13 protein-coding genes, 1 pseudogene and 1 riboswitch are annotated in these 14712 nt (G+C 43.3%); of the genes and pseudogenes, 7 read left to right on the top strand and 7 right to left on the bottom strand.

The window, feature by feature from the left end; translation table 11 throughout:
- Positions 1-115: 115 nt before the first annotated feature.
- On the bottom strand, positions 116-1129 hold the full coding sequence (locus ADU24_RS06265; RefSeq protein WP_053365824.1) for an AI-2E family transporter: 1014 nt from the start codon (positions 1127-1129) through the stop codon (positions 116-118).
- A gap of 508 nt (positions 1130-1637) precedes the next feature.
- Here ADU24_RS06265 and ADU24_RS06270 point away from each other — a divergent pair.
- Complete coding sequence (locus ADU24_RS06270) at positions 1638-1964, top strand: PadR family transcriptional regulator (RefSeq protein ID WP_053365825.1); 327 nt, start codon at positions 1638-1640, stop codon at positions 1962-1964.
- 15 nt (positions 1965-1979) lie between these two features.
- Positions 1980-2696, top strand: a complete 717-nt coding sequence (locus tag ADU24_RS06275) for a pentapeptide repeat-containing protein (RefSeq protein ID WP_053365826.1) — start codon at positions 1980-1982, stop codon at positions 2694-2696.
- A gap of 82 nt (positions 2697-2778) precedes the next feature.
- Here ADU24_RS06275 and kynA read toward each other — a convergent pair whose 3' ends face one another.
- Positions 2779-3630: a tryptophan 2,3-dioxygenase gene (gene kynA / locus ADU24_RS06280; RefSeq protein ID WP_053365827.1), complete on the bottom strand. Its 852-nt coding sequence runs from the start codon at positions 3628-3630 to the stop codon at positions 2779-2781.
- Positions 3631-3712: 82 nt separating this feature from the next.
- Positions 3713-4342: an arylformamidase gene (gene kynB / locus ADU24_RS06285; RefSeq protein ID WP_053365828.1), complete on the bottom strand. Its 630-nt coding sequence runs from the start codon at positions 4340-4342 to the stop codon at positions 3713-3715.
- A gap of 350 nt (positions 4343-4692) precedes the next feature.
- Here kynB and ADU24_RS06290 point away from each other — a divergent pair, with 350 nt between their 5' ends.
- The 4 genes from ADU24_RS06290 (at position 4693) to ADU24_RS06305 (ending at position 8944) form a co-directional block, all read left to right on the top strand.
- Positions 4693-5307, top strand: a complete 615-nt coding sequence (locus ADU24_RS06290) for a TetR/AcrR family transcriptional regulator (RefSeq protein ID WP_053365829.1) — start codon at positions 4693-4695, stop codon at positions 5305-5307.
- A gap of 166 nt (positions 5308-5473) precedes the next feature.
- A complete protein-coding gene (kynU, locus tag ADU24_RS06295) occupies positions 5474-6754 on the top strand; it encodes a kynureninase (protein WP_053365830.1) in 1281 nt (426 codons plus the stop codon).
- A 31-nt stretch (positions 6755-6785) separates the two neighbouring features.
- Positions 6786-8186 carry an amino acid permease gene (locus ADU24_RS06300; protein ID WP_053365831.1) on the top strand — a complete coding sequence of 467 codons (1401 nt, stop codon included), beginning with the start codon at positions 6786-6788 and terminating at the stop codon, positions 8184-8186.
- 125 nt (positions 8187-8311) lie between these two features.
- Positions 8312-8944, top strand: a complete 633-nt coding sequence (locus tag ADU24_RS06305) for a flavodoxin family protein (RefSeq protein WP_053365832.1) — start codon at positions 8312-8314, stop codon at positions 8942-8944.
- Positions 8945-9215: 271 nt separating this feature from the next.
- On the opposite strand, the gene ADU24_RS06310 is transcribed toward ADU24_RS06305, so the two are convergent.
- The 4 genes and pseudogenes from ADU24_RS06310 to ADU24_RS06325 form a co-directional block, all read right to left on the bottom strand.
- Positions 9216-9992, bottom strand: coding sequence for an arylamine N-acetyltransferase family protein (locus ADU24_RS06310; protein ID WP_331457063.1), 777 nt, complete (start codon positions 9990-9992; stop codon positions 9216-9218).
- Positions 9993-10114: 122 nt separating this feature from the next.
- Positions 10115-11371 (bottom strand): homoserine dehydrogenase, encoded by a 1257-nt coding sequence (locus ADU24_RS06315; RefSeq protein ID WP_053365834.1) that lies wholly within the window; start codon positions 11369-11371, stop codon positions 10115-10117.
- 1 nt (position 11372) lies between these two features.
- Entirely contained in the window at positions 11373-12467 is a 1095-nt protein-coding gene (metX, locus tag ADU24_RS06320; protein WP_053365835.1) for a homoserine O-acetyltransferase MetX, read from the bottom strand.
- Positions 12468-12475: 8 nt separating this feature from the next.
- A pseudogene (locus tag ADU24_RS06325) lies at positions 12476-13789 on the bottom strand (O-acetylhomoserine aminocarboxypropyltransferase/cysteine synthase family protein); the annotation flags it as partial.
- A 99-nt stretch (positions 13790-13888) separates the two neighbouring features.
- Positions 13889-13998: riboswitch (SAM riboswitch) on the bottom strand.
- Positions 13999-14340: 342 nt separating this feature from the next.
- On the opposite strand from ADU24_RS06325, the gene ADU24_RS06330 reads away from it, so the two are divergent.
- Positions 14341-14688 (top strand): hypothetical protein, encoded by a 348-nt coding sequence (locus tag ADU24_RS06330; protein WP_053365837.1) that lies wholly within the window; start codon positions 14341-14343, stop codon positions 14686-14688.
- The last annotated feature ends 24 nt before the right edge of the window (positions 14689-14712 follow it).

Consider the following 14712-nt stretch of genomic DNA (forward strand, 5'->3'; position numbering starts at 1 on the left):
TTGCGGAAAATCAAACAGTCACTACATTCTTTGTCGCATAAAGGGGTTTGGGTGACCAGGCTCCCACCCTAAATTCAAGATGCCGGCCTTTTTCTTGAAAATGAGATATGGAAGCTTACCCATTTTTCAGTTGCCTATTCGTTACATCGAACACGTCCAATAAGAAAACAAATATGGGAATTCCGAGTATGAGCCCCCACACCCCGAAGAAGTGCTGTGAGAAGATGAGGACAATAAATGTGTAAAAAACCGGGAGATCTGTTTTGGATGACATCAGCTTCGGATTTAACACATATGCTTCGACCGCATGAATAATCCCAACTGCAATCCATACATAAACAACTTTCATTAACCCGCCAATTGCATAGGCAATCAAAGAAAGCGGAATGAGTGAAATAATCACCCCGGCAACCGGAATCAATCCAAGAAAGAAGACCATAATCGCTAATCCAAAAATTTGTGGAAAACCCAGGATAACTAAAGAAATAACTGTTAATACACAATTGACAATGGCAATTATAAATTGAGCTTCAATTACTTTTCCAAACGTTTGGGTGAACTTTTTGCCAAAGTATTCAATTTCATAATAAAATGGAGCGATTTTGCTTGTTTTAAATTTATTGGTAAATTCTATTAATCGCGGTTTTTCAAGCAAGAAAAATAAACTTAAAATTAATGAAATTAACACTTGGATACTTGTTTTACTTATACCGGTGAAATATTTGAGCAGAAAAGATACCCCGTTTTCCAAATAAGCCGCAATTTGATTATTCGTAAGAATTGTTTCGATATAATTAATGATCACATTGTCATGTGGCTGGGTGTAAAACGATGTAATCCGTTTAATAAGCTCACTAATTTCATTGGTGATAATCGGCAAATATCTAACAAGCCCCCATGTTAACAATCCGACGATGAGTGTGTAAATAAGGAAAACGAGCAATCGCCGATTTATCGGCATGCGCCTCGCAGTAAACTCCACAAGCCGATCCATTAAAAATGCAAAAATGAAAGTTAACAAGATTAAGTTTATTATACTCCGTACGCTGTATAGGAATAAAACGATTAAAGAAAAGATAATAAGCCGTTTTATCCCTTTGTTTCGAACCAATTCTGCTAGAGCTTCCATTTAGACATTTCCCCTTAGTTCATTTCCATCTGAAAAACGTATACTATCAACTTTTTGGACAATTATTACGAGTTTTGCAAATTTTAATCGTACTTTTTTGACAGGATTAAATAGGAACCTCATCTTACGAGGAATCATTATTATGTTCTCACATACTAAGTGCTAGCATATGTGAATTTGCTCATTTTATCAAGTTGAATAAATTCGTTTTTATTTATATTTTCAATATTAACAATCGTAAGGAATGCCCCAACGCCACTTGTTCATCGAAAATTATGAGTCCTCTCTAGGTATAGGTGAGAAAGTCGTGAACACGTTAATTTCCTAAAATAAACATCTAAAAGGAACCGTTTCTGGAAGCAGAGGTTCCTTTTTTGATGTAAGGTTTTATAGTTTAAATGGTTTTCGCGCGCAGTGGGATAAACGGACATATTACATCAATGAACAAATTACCTTGACTGTCATAGTAATATTCCATATATTATTTGTAAGGAGGTGGAAATCTTCAGTGAGTTTAAAACTTTCGTCCGATTTGTTAAGGGGACACACAGACACGATTATCCTCAAGCTGTTGATGAGCGGGGATAAATACGGGTATGAAATATCCAAATTGGTCCATTCCGGCTCGAATGGCCTGTATGAATTGAAAGAGGCAACGATGTATTCCAGCTTGAAAAGGCTCGAACAGGAAGGAAACATCTCATCTTACTGGGGAGATGAAACGCAGGGAGGCCGCAGGAAGTACTATCACCTGACTGACAAAGGCAGAATGGCATACTCGGAAAACAAAAGAAATTGGGAATATGCCAAAGAAATCCTTGATTCTTTAATTTGAAAGGTGGAAAACCGGATGAGTGATAAATTAAAAACGTACCTGGATGGCATTTTTTCTCCCTATGAGGACATAAAGGCTATTAAGGAAATTAAACTGGAGCTTTACCATAATCTGCTGGAAAAGATGGATGATTTGATAAGGGAAGGTTTGGCGGAAGAAATCGCTTATAAGAAGACGATTGACTCGATTGGGGACATCACGGAAATAGTTGAAGCAATCCATGATAAAACGAGAGAGTTGCAGGAAAGGGCAGGAATGGATCTATCCAAGAGCAACATGCCGAATTCGGACTTTGCATCAGTGAAAGTTCATGATGGCAAGTTCAATTATAGCAATCTCCAGGGCAGCGACTTTACCGGTTCGGACTTGTCGAACAGTTCTTTTAAATGCAGTAATTTAGATAAAGCAATATTCGATCGAGCAAATTTAAGGGGAGCAAGATTGAACAAGTCCAATTTAGATGGAGCGAGTTTTAAGGAAGCCATTTTGGATGATACAGATTTTTCATATTCTAATTTATCAGGAGTATGTTTTGACAATCAAACATTCAATGGGACCATATTTAACGATGCGGGGTTAAAAGGAACATCATTTCGAAATGCTGTCTTCCGAAATGTTTCTTTTAAAACCAATGTAAAAAAAGCTGTTTTTGACGGTGCCACCATGGATAAATTGACTTATGCCATTCTGAAGGGAAATAAGGCAAATCTTGATAAAGTGACTGTTGTTTAACCAATTAAATTGAACTACTTTTTTCTATGAAAAAGGCTGCCGGGCCGCACCTGCTTGTGAAAATTGAGAAGCGGCCCCGCCATTACAAGCTTGTTCGTATATCCCACAATTCTGGGAAAAAGCGCTGGTCGAGGACTTTTTTCAAATAGCCGACTCCGGATGAGCCGCCTGTGCCGGTTTTGAAGCCGATGATCCGCTCGACCGTTTTCATATGGCGGAAACGCCATTGCTGAAGGCTGTCTTCGATATCGACAAGCTTTTCGGCGAGTTCATATAGCTCCCAATGGGCTTTTGTGTTTTTGTACACACTCATCCAGGCAGCCCGGACCGAATCATTTTCCTTGTAGGACACCGTTACGTCACGGGCAAGGATTCTTTCGTCGATCGGAAATCCCGCTTTATGCAAAGCATGGATGGCGGCATCATAGATGCTAGGGGCTTCATACGCCTTTTTTAGCTCGGCTAGGAGGGCCGGATCTTTTTGATAGATTTGCAGGATATGTTTGTTCTTGTAGCCAAGCGCGAACTCAATCATCCTGTTTTGGTAGGACTGGAAGCCGGACGCCTGGCCAAGCGTATTACGGAATTCCATATACTCGGAAGGTGTCAGCGTTGACAGTACGTCCCATGCCTGGATAATCTGCGTCTGTGTCTTTGAAACGCGGGCCAGGCATTTTTGCGCGGCGGCAAGATTACTGGTGTTAATAGCAGCAATCGCCGCATTCAGTTCGTGAATGATTAGCTTCATCCACAGCTCACTGACCTGGTGGATGATGATGAACAGCATTTCATCGTGGTGGCCAGAAAGCCTATTTTGGGCAGACAGGATTTTATCAAGCTGGAGATACTCGCTATATGTCATATTGTTTGTAAAATCCACAACAATGCTTTTTTCGCTGGTTGTTGGGTTTTGGTTTTGGTCTTCCTGAACCATTTCGAACCTCCTTGGTGTTTTCCGACAAGCTTGTCAGGTGCCTTAAGCCCGGTGCATGGGCCCATTTTCACCAAAAACGCTCCTACAGCTTCCTGATGACCGCGCGGACCGGGCTGCCATCTGCGTCCTTGAGGGCAAGCGGGAGGGCGATTAGTTCGTAGTCTCCATCATCGATTCCATCGAGCATGAGGTTTTCGAGGATATGGATGCCGTGGCGATACAGGGCGTGATGGGCCGCCATGTCCTTGCTGTCTAGCGGATCGACGGACGGGACATCGACGCCAAGCAGCTTTACGCCTTTTTGGCTAAGATATTCCGCGATATCAGGCGCAAGTTCCTGGATTCGTTCCGGGAAGTGGTCCGGGTTGTTCGGGACGGCCGTTTTGAGAAGCAGCCGTTTAACTCCTTCAAGGTCAAAGCCCCGGAGCTTTTCGGCATCAACTTTTTCAAAAGAAGAGACGTCGATAACCCGCGCCGGGCCAATGAACACGCCGATGTCGAGAGCAAGAATCCTTTCACCGTCATTGTCAAAATGGAAGGGCGCGTCAACGTGGGTGCCAGTGTGGAGGCTTGTTGTGATCCTGCCAATATTGACGGAGCCGGTCTGTTCTTTTGTGAATGCGGTTTCATAATGGAACGGTGTGTCTCCTGGCCAGTGGCCGATTCCGTCATGAAGGGGCTGAGTGATATCAATCCACTTGTTTTTTGTCATGCTATAACTCCCCATTTGTTTGAGATTTTTGGATTTTTACTCGTCCGTGATTGTCTTCAGGATATGGGCTGTTAGCTATTTGCTCACATACTGAATTGTTTTTTAACCTTTCGGAATTTTTCTTCAAATCAAGTATAGTATGTTTGCCATAGGTGGTCAAAAATAGTAAGTCCCCGATTTACTGAAGGGAAAAATAGAACATAGTAAAGATTTGTTTTTTTCAAGGAGCTTAATGAAAAGAGAGGCGGTTCAAACAACTGATGCAAATTAAAAAATGACAATAAAGCTGCTTACATGGATAATGTGGATTAATATTAATATACAAACAAACCAGTAAGGGGATAAAAATAGTGACAGAGAAGGAAACCATTGATAAACGCCATTTACGCTCTTTGATTACAAGAGAAAAACTGCTGGTGGCGGCTAAAGAAGTATTTGTTAAAGAAGGGTACCAGAAAACGACGATTTCCCAAATTATTAAAAAGGCAAAGGTAGGATACGGGACTGCGTATGTTTATTTTGAAGGGAAAGATGATCTGCTAATTGTCTTGATGGAAGATGTGATGCAAAAATTCTATCAGATTGCGGAGACCCCTTTTTTTCCGGCGACAAGACAATCAGCAGAGGAAATTATTCAAGCACAAGCATATTCTTTTTTGAAATTAGCTGAAAAAGAGCGGGCTATGCTGCGGATTTTTCATGAAGCAATTGGGTTCTCCACTGCCGTAAATAATAATTGGATAAAAATTCAAACGAAATTTGTCGAGGGAATTTCAAGGGATATTGCCCACTCTCAGCAGAATGGCCTAGCATATCAAGGTTTGAATCATGAAATTGTAGCTCGGGCATGGTTTTTTATGAATGAAATGTATTTATGGGAAATTGTTGAAGAGAAAAATCAAGCTACGGTTGAAGAAATAGCTAAAACAATCACCGCTATTTATACTTCCGGTTTATATAAATAAGATATCTATATGAATAGCGACTAGGAAACGGCCGAATGACTTCTAAATCGGCCGTTTTTGTTTCGAAGTTTTAATTTTTTAAATTTTCAGCCATAAAATATTGACATCATGTCAACTTCTATTATATTCTTCAATTAACAAAGCGGGAAGGAAGGTCATCCACAAAATGAAAACGGATACATTTTTACCAACAAAAGAATATGCCCAACAGCTAGATCAACAAAGTATAACCTTTAGAGAAGAGTTTTATATAAAAGAAGGTACATATTATATGGATGGAAATTCTTTAGGGCTACTTTCTAAACGGGCGGAAAAAACATTGCTTCTCAGTTTGGATGATTGGAAAAACCTTGGCATTGATGGGTGGTTGTCAGGCAATCAGCCTTGGTTTGATTTTTCCGAGAGATTAGGAGCACTGACCGCACCTTTAATAGGAGCAAAACCGGAAGAAACAATTGTTACAGGCTCTATCACAAGAAATATCCATCAAATTTTTGCTACCTTTTACAAACCAGAAGGAAAACGGACAAAAATAATAGCAACTGAATTAGACTTCCCTTCAGATATATATGCGATAAAATCCCAAATGCATCTGCATGGGCTGGATCCAGAGGAACATTTAGTGCTAGTAAAAAGCCATGATTCACGCACCATTAACGAAGCGGATATCATCAATGCCATGACTGATGAGGTCGCCATCGTATGGATGCCATCCGTCTTATATCGAAGCGGCCAGCTGCTGGATATGGAGCTTTTGGCGAAAGAAGCTCAAAAAAGAAATATATTAATAGGTGTTGACCTGGCTCATTCAATTGGCGCTATCCCGCACTCCCTGCATGATTGGAATGTCGATTTTGCCGTCTGGTGCAATTATAAGTATTTAAATAGCGGCCCTGGCGGAGTTGGGGGTTTATTTGTACATGAAAAACACCTTGGAAAAGCCCCTGGTTTGGCTGGTTGGTTTAGTTCAGATAAAAATAAACAGTTTGACCTTGAATTGGAATTGACACATGCCCATTCAGCCGGGGCCTTTCAAATCGGCACTCCGCATATTTTAAGTTGCGCCCCTCTCTTAGGGTCTCTTGAAATCTTTGCAGAGGCTGGCATTGAAAATATCCGCTCGAAGTCCCTTGAAATGACTAAATACATGATGGAATTGATCGAGGAAGAACTTCCCGATTTCGGATTTGCGATTGGGAATCCAACGGAAAATGAACGCCGCGGGGGCCATGTTTGTTTAGAACATAAAGAAGCAGCAAGAATTTGCAAGACTTTAAAAGGTCATCATGTCATTCCGGATTTCCGGTCCCCGAATGTTATAAGGCTTGCTCCAATCGCTTTATATACAACATTTGAAGATGTTTGGGAGACCATTCAAATTTTAAAAAGAATTATGCAAACCGAAGAATACAAAAAATATAAGAATGATAGAGAGATAGTGGCTTAGTCTTCCACTAGATTAAAAAAGGAGAATGCGAATGAATCAGAATAGGGGCTTTCAACAAATAGCAGATCGCGAAAAAGGCCTTAGCAAGGGGTTAACAACTGGGCAAATCTCAATGATTGCAATTGGCGGTGCAATTGGAACGGGGCTGTTTCTTGGGAGCGGCTTTGCAATTGGGCAAGCTGGACCAAGTGTAATAATCAGCTATGGCATTGGTGCTTTTATTGCCCTATTATTAATGGGATGTCTTGCTGATATGACTATTGCCCATCCTACTTCAGGATCATTTGGCGCCTATGCCGAACATTATATCAATCCATGGGCTGGCTATCTTGTCCGTTATTCCTATTGGGCCTGTATCGTTGCGGCTGTAGGGGTCGAAGTGACTGCGGTGGCAGTATACATGTCCTACTGGTTTCCAAGTGTCCCAGGCACTGTATGGATTCTCGTCTTTTCAGCCATTTTGATTTATATAAATGCAACCAGCGTTAATTTATTTGGTTCAGTTGAATATTGGTTCTCGATGATTAAAATTGCCGCGATTGTCGGGTTTATTCTAATCGGCAGTTATGTTGTTTTTGGCGGGAGCAATCCGGAGATCGGCTTTCAAAACTACACAAATGATGGCGGCTTCCTTCCGAATGGATGGTCCGGCATGTGGATTGCGGTAGTCATTGCCTTATTCAGTTATTTAAGTATTGAGATGATTGCTGTCACAGCAGGTGAGGCAAAGGACCCGGAAATTGCAGTTCCTAAAGCTTTGAAAGCAACTGTTTTCCGTTTAATCTTCTTCTATCTTCTTACCTTGGGGCTGATGCTCGCGATTGTACCATGGGCCGGAGCTGGCATCGAAAAGAGTCCTTTTGTAAAAGTCATTGAAATGATAAATATCCCTGGCGCGGCAGGAATTATGAATTTTGTCGTCTTGATTGCAGCTCTTTCAGCTATGAATAGCCAACTATATATCACCACACGGATGATGTTTTCACTTTCGAGGGCAGGCTATGCACCATCACGTTTCGGCCAATTAAATAAGAAGAATGTTCCTGTTTATTCCTTAGTTCTTTCGACGTTTGGGATTGCCATTGCTGCCGTCATCCATGCCATTATGCCAAATCAGGCCTATCTGCTCATGATGGGAATCTCAATGTTCGGTGCCATGTTCACGTGGCTAATGATATTTGTCACCCATTATTTTTTTCGTAAAAAATATCATGGCAAAAAGCTTTCAGTCAGAATGTGGGGCTTTCCTTATTTAACGTTATTAGGCGCGCTCCTTATGCTAAGCCTGCTCATTACTACATGGTTTGTCTCGTTCTTTAAAGCAACATTAATGGTTGGGATACCTTGGTTAATTCTATTATCCGTTGCATACTACTTGCATCAGAAGAAAAATATAAATGTGGATAGTGAAATTCAAACTAAATCAGTATAGACTAATGCTGGCCCATCTTTTTAGCTATTAAAGAGATGGGCCTTATATTTTTCAAAAAACATTAGTTTTTTAAAAAAACCTTAGGGAATAGGAATACTGTAATAATTACCTAAGGGGATGTAGCAATGAGCATAAAAGCGCTAGTTTTGAATTGCAGTTTGAAAGACAGCACACAGCAATCCAATACTCGGGCCCTTATTAACGAGATCGTAAAGATTTTTGATGAGAACGGGGCAAAGACGGAAGTGCTGAGAATGGCTGATTATACAATTGGTTTTGGAATTACCCATGAGGCGGTGAATGAAAAGGACCAATGGCCTGAGATTTTTGAAAAAGTGAAGCAGGCGGATATTCTTGTGCTTGGATCGCCGATATGGCTTGGTGAACAGAGCAGTTTGGCCACACTGATTGTTGAAAGATTGTATGGAGGCAGCAGCCTTACCAACGAAAAAGGCCAATATATCTACTACAACAAAGTAGGCGGAGCGGTAGTAACAGGAAATGAAGACGGAGCGAAAAACGTTTCAAGCTACCTTATTTATGCGTTGTCGCATATCGGGTTCACGATTCCCCCCAATGTTGATACGTATTGGGTAGGCGAAGCCGGTCCGGGACCTTCATTTATTGAGGCAAAAGGATATCAAAACGAGTTTACAATGCAGCACGCAAAAATTACAGCTTACAATTTATTGCACTTTGCCCGGCTGCTGAAAAAACATCCGATTCCAGCAGAAGGAAATGTTATTGAAAGCGAATAAGAAGACGTATGAAAGTTTCAAGTACAAAACAGCACATAACAAGCTATTGCAGTCCGATTTAATGAATTGGACTGCTTTTTTTATAGTAAAATACCTGACAGGCAATCCATTGATATAAGTTGATTGGAGCGGAGGGCACCGACTCCTCGAAAACGCTATCGCATTTCCTTCGTGCGTTATTAAATAAAATGAATTGCCATCAGCAGGGAAATCCTTCAGGCTAGCAGCCATGCCTATACTCCACGGATATGCCCCACTGATGACCCACATATTATAAATTCAGTCCAAACGCATCCCTGGCCAATTTCCTGAATCGGGTGTAATCAATCTCATCTTTTTCCATCCTGCCATCAGTCCATGTGGTGACCGAATTGCCTGCCAGTGTGATGCTTCCTCTTTCAGTCAGCCTGGTCATTATCAGCCGTTTATTGAAACCTGATGCTGGATGGCTGGCAATAATGTGCTGGATTTCATTTATTTCACTTAACTTATGAACCATGTCGATTGAATCAAAGGCATATCCTTTTTTCCACTCTTTATCCTTATGCTTTAGTTTAAAATAGAAACAATAATCCCCATGATCACTAGCTTCCTTTTGAACTCGGAATTCGCCGTTTCTGGATGAGACAGTTACCCCGGTAAGTGGGACTGGTTTCAGTGGAATATTGATGCCAAATCCGGTATCCACAAGGTATTGCCGGCCTTTGTTTCGAAGGAGTATGGCTATATGTGTTTTTCCGGTTTCGCTCCACTTCTGATGTGTTTGGTTAAAAACTACACCACGGATTAATCTGGTCTCAAAGCCGTTTTCCAAAAGGAACAAATAAAGAATCGAATTCAGGTCGTAGCAAAGCCCGCCCTCATTTCGGTCGAGTATCTTTTCCTTCAGGGATTCCTCCGTAAATTCAATCGTGCTGCGATTCATGACGCGCACATTTTCAAAGGGAAGGGCCAATGCAGTCCTTTCGAGTACCTGATCCAGATTAGCAAAGCTTATTTCCTCTTCCAGCGGAAACCCAATCCTTTTGCGGAACAGTTCATTCATCATAGTCACCCAACACACCTCCATCCCCACTAAGTATAGTAGGAAAAGAGGAGCTCCGCTAATACGAAGCCCCTCTTTTTATTGGAAACAGTATTGTATTGGGAAAGTGTGTCCCTAAGGCATAGTTAGACGCCTTTTGGGACAGCGGCTTTTCTTTTGAATCTGCTTTCTTTAAGCGAGAGATTTTCCAGGAAGCCGGGGCTTACTTGCCCATAAAGCTGGTAGATGTTCAATGCCGGATAGGCTACTAGCAGCCGTTCAATATCCTTTTCTTTCGCTTTTAAAAATAGAGCTCTTTCCGGGACGCGGCCGGTTACTTCGATGGAATCAGGAATGAATACGTTCGTTTGTTTCGAAAGGAGAATCCAATTATGGTATGGTTCCTTTTTAAAACGGACATTCTGTTCCCGTTCAAAGTAACAAACTTGTTTTGTGTTTAACTGGATGAGGTCCTCCACGATGGCGCTTGCGGTTGGAAATTTCCCCGCTCCTGGCCCTTGAAGGGTGATGTTTCCGACAATATCCGCCTCGATCGAAACAGCATTCTGGACGCCCTCAACAGAGTACAGCGGGTGGGAGGGGCTGACGAGCACAGGTTTAACGGAGCAGGCGAGGCCTCGTGTTCCTTTTTCAAGTGAGATTACGTGCTTTACGCGCAGTCCCCATTCGGAAAATAACCGGATTTGTGAGTGGGAGATTGCGGAAATTCCCTTCCTGTTAACCGTTTTCCATTCCGGCTGTTCCCCAAATGCAATCTGGCTTAGTACCATTGCTTTATAAAAAGCATCGTGGCCCTCGATGTCATTGGTAGGGTCTGCCTCGGCATACCCTAATTCCTGGGCACCCTGAAGCGCCTCTTGAAAAGTAACGCCATCCTCGCGCATTTTGGTCAAAATGTAATTGGAGGTGCCGTTAACGATTCCTTCAATCCTTTCGATTTTGTTCACATTCAAAAGTGTCCTTAGGGTTTGGATAGCGGGAATTCCTCCGGCGACAGTGGCTTCAAACCCGCAGGCCACCTGATGTCGGGAGGCATATTCAAGAAGCTCATTTCCGTGGTAGGCAAACATTTCCTTATTCGCGGTAATGATGTGGCAGCCTCTTTCGATTGATTTTTTCAAATACGAATAGCCAGGTTCCCGGCCTACGATTGCTTCAATGACTACATCAAGTTTAGGCAAGTTTAAAATGTCTTCAAAATTTGAGGTAAGGAGGACATCATCATCGAGGTGGTGTTTTTCAACGTTTCTCACAAGTATGCCTGCAACCTTTACATTTTTGCCAAGGAGCGCCTTAAGCCTCGCCTGATGGGCATTGATTGTTTCATATACTCCCTTGCCGACTGTACCAAAGCCCAGTAGTGCAACATGGATGTCCGCCACTTTATCTCCTCCTTAAGTCTTCAAGGGCAGCCTCCAGGATTCCTCCCCATTTTGGAAACTCGGCAAGGAATCCATCATGCCCGAAATCAGTGCTCACTTCAACATAATCCGCTTCTTTTCCGGCCTCTTGCAGGGCTTCCGCGATTTCTTTCACCTTTTCGGGAGGATAGAGCAAATCACCTGTATAGCCAAGCAGCAGGGCATTCGCGGTAATCTGCTCAATAGCCGTTTCCCATCCGTGCCTGCCTCTGCCAATGTCATGGGAATCCATCGCCCCGAGCAAGTGCAAATAGCTGTTGGCATCGAAACGGGATGAAAGTTTTTGTCCCTGATAATTCAGATAAGATTCAACTTGATAAGTCTCGCCGTCCTTAAGCTCCCTGTTGAATCTTTGATTGAACAACGGGGCGGTCCGGTAGGTGACCATCCCAACCATCCTGGCGATTTCCAAGCCCGAAATCCGGGCACCCTCCGCATAAAAGCCGCCATTCCAGGCTGGATCCCGCTCGATCGCCTTTCTTCCGATTGTGTTAAAAGCAATGCCATAATCGCTTAGGTAGGGGGTCACGGCCATCGGGATGATCAGCTCCGCGAAATCAGGGTAGGCAATTGCCAATTCAAGCACCTGCATCCCGCCAAGCGAGCCGCCAATAGCCGCTTTGACTTTGTTGATGCCTAGCTTGCGGAGCGCCAAAACCTGTGAATGAACAATATCCCGGATTGTTATTTTCGGAAAATCATACTGATAAGGCCTTTCGGTCAATGGGTTCATACTGGTTGGGCCGGTTGATCCCGAGCAGCCACCAAGGACATTGAATGTAATAACTTCATATTTGTTGGTATCAATATGCCCTCCTGGTCCAATCAGACCGCGCCACCAGCCTGGTTGCTCTTCGGTGCCAACTGTATACTGATTCCCGGTAAGGGCATGGCAGACCAGTATGGCAGGGCCGCCTTTTTTTCCAGCCCTTTCAAATGCGAGTTCGACGTCAGGGAGTACCGTACCGGAATCAAGCCGCAGTTCCCCAACTTTTATCTTTTCATATTCCGGCGAAGGAGCCGGCTCGGCGCTTAAGGATAAATCTTCGGTGTTCATTGATTTACCTTCTCCTCGGGCCTTGCTGAAATACCGGTAGCCTTAAAGAAAGCCTGGTCCAAATCTTCTTTTAAATCATTGAGCGATTCAATTCCGACTGAAAGCCTGATTAGTTCTTCGGTTACGCCGCTTTTTACAAGATCCTCTTTGCTGAGCTGCTGGTGTGTAGTGGAAGCAGGGTGGATGATCAATGATTTTGCATCGCCGACATTTGCCACATGCGACCACAGTTTAATGTTGTCGATCACTTTTTTACCTGCATTACGGCCGCCTTTGATGCCAAACACAATAATCGATCCAAAACCGCCGCCAAGGTATTTTTTCGCAAGTTCATGGCTTGGATGATCCTCTAGCCCAGGATAGGAAACCCATTCGACTGCCGGATGGTCTTTCAAGTACTGGGCGATTTCCAGAGCATTCTCATTATGCTTTTGAATTCTCAAGTGTAGTGTCTCAAGCCCTTGCAGCAATAGGAAGGCGCTATGCGGGCTTAACGATGAGCCAAAATCCCTCAAAAGCTGGACGCGAAGTTTAATGATGAATGCGAGCGGTCCGACATCCTGGGCAAAGCGGATACCATTATAGCTTGCATCCGGCTGTGTGAATCCTGGGAACCTTTCACTGTTCCAATCGAACCGGCCGGCATCGACGACGAGGCCGCCAATCGTTGTCCCGTGGCCTCCAATCCATTTTGTCGCGGAATGGACAACGATATCCGCGCCCCATTCAATCGGCCTGCAGGAGTACGGGGAAGCAAAGGTGTTGTCGATGATGAGCGGAACGCCATTTTCGTGCGCGATTTTTGCCACCGCTTCAACATCGAATACATTCAGGCTTGGATTGCCGATGATTTCGCCAAAGACCGCTTTTGTTTTCGGCGTGATAGCCTCGCGGAAGTTTTCAGGATTTGTCGAGTCGACAAAGCGGACTTTAATGCCGAACTTCGGAAGGGTAACGGCGAATAAGTTGAATGTTCCCCCATACAGATTTGCGGCGGCGACGATTTCATCACCCGCTTCAGCGATGTTCATGATTGTCAGGGCAATTGCGGCCATGCCGGAGGAAACAGCAAGGGCAGCCGCGCCACCTTCCAGGAGGGCAATTCTTTTTTCCAAAACATCGGTAGTAGGGTTCATGATCCTGGTATAAATATTTCCGGATTCAGCAAGAGAGAAGAGGTTCTGGGCATGGTCGGTGCTGTTGAAAACATACGATGTGGTCTGGTAAATAGGTACCGCGCGGGATCCGGTTACTGGATCAGGAGTTTGCCCGCCGTGCAATAATAGTGTTTCAAGCCCGAAGTTTTCATTTTGATTTGTCATAGTATCTTACCCTCCAATTTATTGTCTATTGTGTTTTGAGCAGTTAATGGCTTCTTTTAAAACAAAAAACCCCTCTCCATAAGAAGAGGGGGGTTCCTCCTCTTATCTTCCAGGCAAAAATGCCTGCAGGAATTAGCACCTTTTCAAGCTTTACGCTTGAAGGTTGCCGGACTTCATAGGGCCTGACCCTCCGTCACTCTGGATAAGAGATTGCATATATAGTTTTCAATGAGTGTTCATTATTAACTGCCGTGTGTTATAGAGGATTATAAGGGAAGGTAATCCAATAAGTCAACCAAAAATTCAAAATATTATTTATTTTTCCCGCTAAGGGTAAAATGGATGTTCATTTTTTATCAAAGAGAGATATAGCGGTCGAACAGCTGCGAAAAACCGATCCATTAGTCACTAAGCTGATCTGCAACTTTCGATAATCAAGTTGGGCTATTTCTCTATGGAATATGCTGCTGTGGGGGAAGGTAGGGAATAGAAACCAAAGTCCTTTATAAAAATTTATAGTATAATGGACAAGAGAAGGAGGTGAAAGGTATATGGAAGAACGGTTGGAAAGAATGGAAACGATGTTGGCCCAATTAGTGAGTATGGTTGGCAGCGTAATATCGGAGCAGCAGAACATGCGGCAGGAATTGAACGGTTTGCGCCAGGACCTAAACAGTTTGCAAGGCCAAGTAAACGGTTTGCGCCAGGACCTTAGCGGTTTACAGGGCCAAGTTAACGGTTTGCGCCAGGAATTCGAGGCTGAAAAACAGAGGAACGCAGAACGGCACGAAGAAATACTGGGCAAGTTTAAAGCAATGGAACTGGACCAGGATTTCATCTGGGAAAAAACCGCCCGCAATGAGCGGGAAATTGAAGTTCTCAAAAGAAGGCTGGGTTAATCTCTCCATAGAAGAATTCCTCAT

Source organism: Bacillus sp. FJAT-27245 (assembly GCF_001273955.1).
Classification (GTDB): Bacteria; Bacillota; Bacilli; order Bacillales; family Cytobacillaceae; genus Bacillus_D.

Coding starts and splice junctions, on each gene's coding strand:
- ADU24_RS06265 (WP_053365824.1), bottom strand. CDS start 1,129: ATGGAAGCTCTAGCAGAATTGGTTCGAAACAAAGGGATAAAACGGCTT.
- ADU24_RS06275 (WP_053365826.1), top strand. CDS start 1,980: ATGAGTGATAAATTAAAAACGTACCTGGATGGCATTTTTTCTCCCTAT.
- kynA (WP_053365827.1), bottom strand. CDS start 3,630: ATGGTTCAGGAAGACCAAAACCAAAACCCAACAACCAGCGAAAAAAGC.
- kynB (WP_053365828.1), bottom strand. CDS start 4,342: ATGACAAAAAACAAGTGGATTGATATCACTCAGCCCCTTCATGACGGA.
- kynU (WP_053365830.1), top strand. CDS start 5,474: ATGAAAACGGATACATTTTTACCAACAAAAGAATATGCCCAACAGCTA.
- ADU24_RS06300 (WP_053365831.1), top strand. CDS start 6,786: ATGAATCAGAATAGGGGCTTTCAACAAATAGCAGATCGCGAAAAAGGC.
- ADU24_RS06305 (WP_053365832.1), top strand. CDS start 8,312: ATGAGCATAAAAGCGCTAGTTTTGAATTGCAGTTTGAAAGACAGCACA.
- ADU24_RS06310 (WP_331457063.1), bottom strand. CDS start 9,992: ATGATGAATGAACTGTTCCGCAAAAGGATTGGGTTTCCGCTGGAAGAG.
- metX (WP_053365835.1), bottom strand. CDS start 12,467: ATGAACACCGAAGATTTATCCTTAAGCGCCGAGCCGGCTCCTTCGCCG.
- ADU24_RS06330 (WP_053365837.1), top strand. CDS start 14,341: ATGGAAGAACGGTTGGAAAGAATGGAAACGATGTTGGCCCAATTAGTG.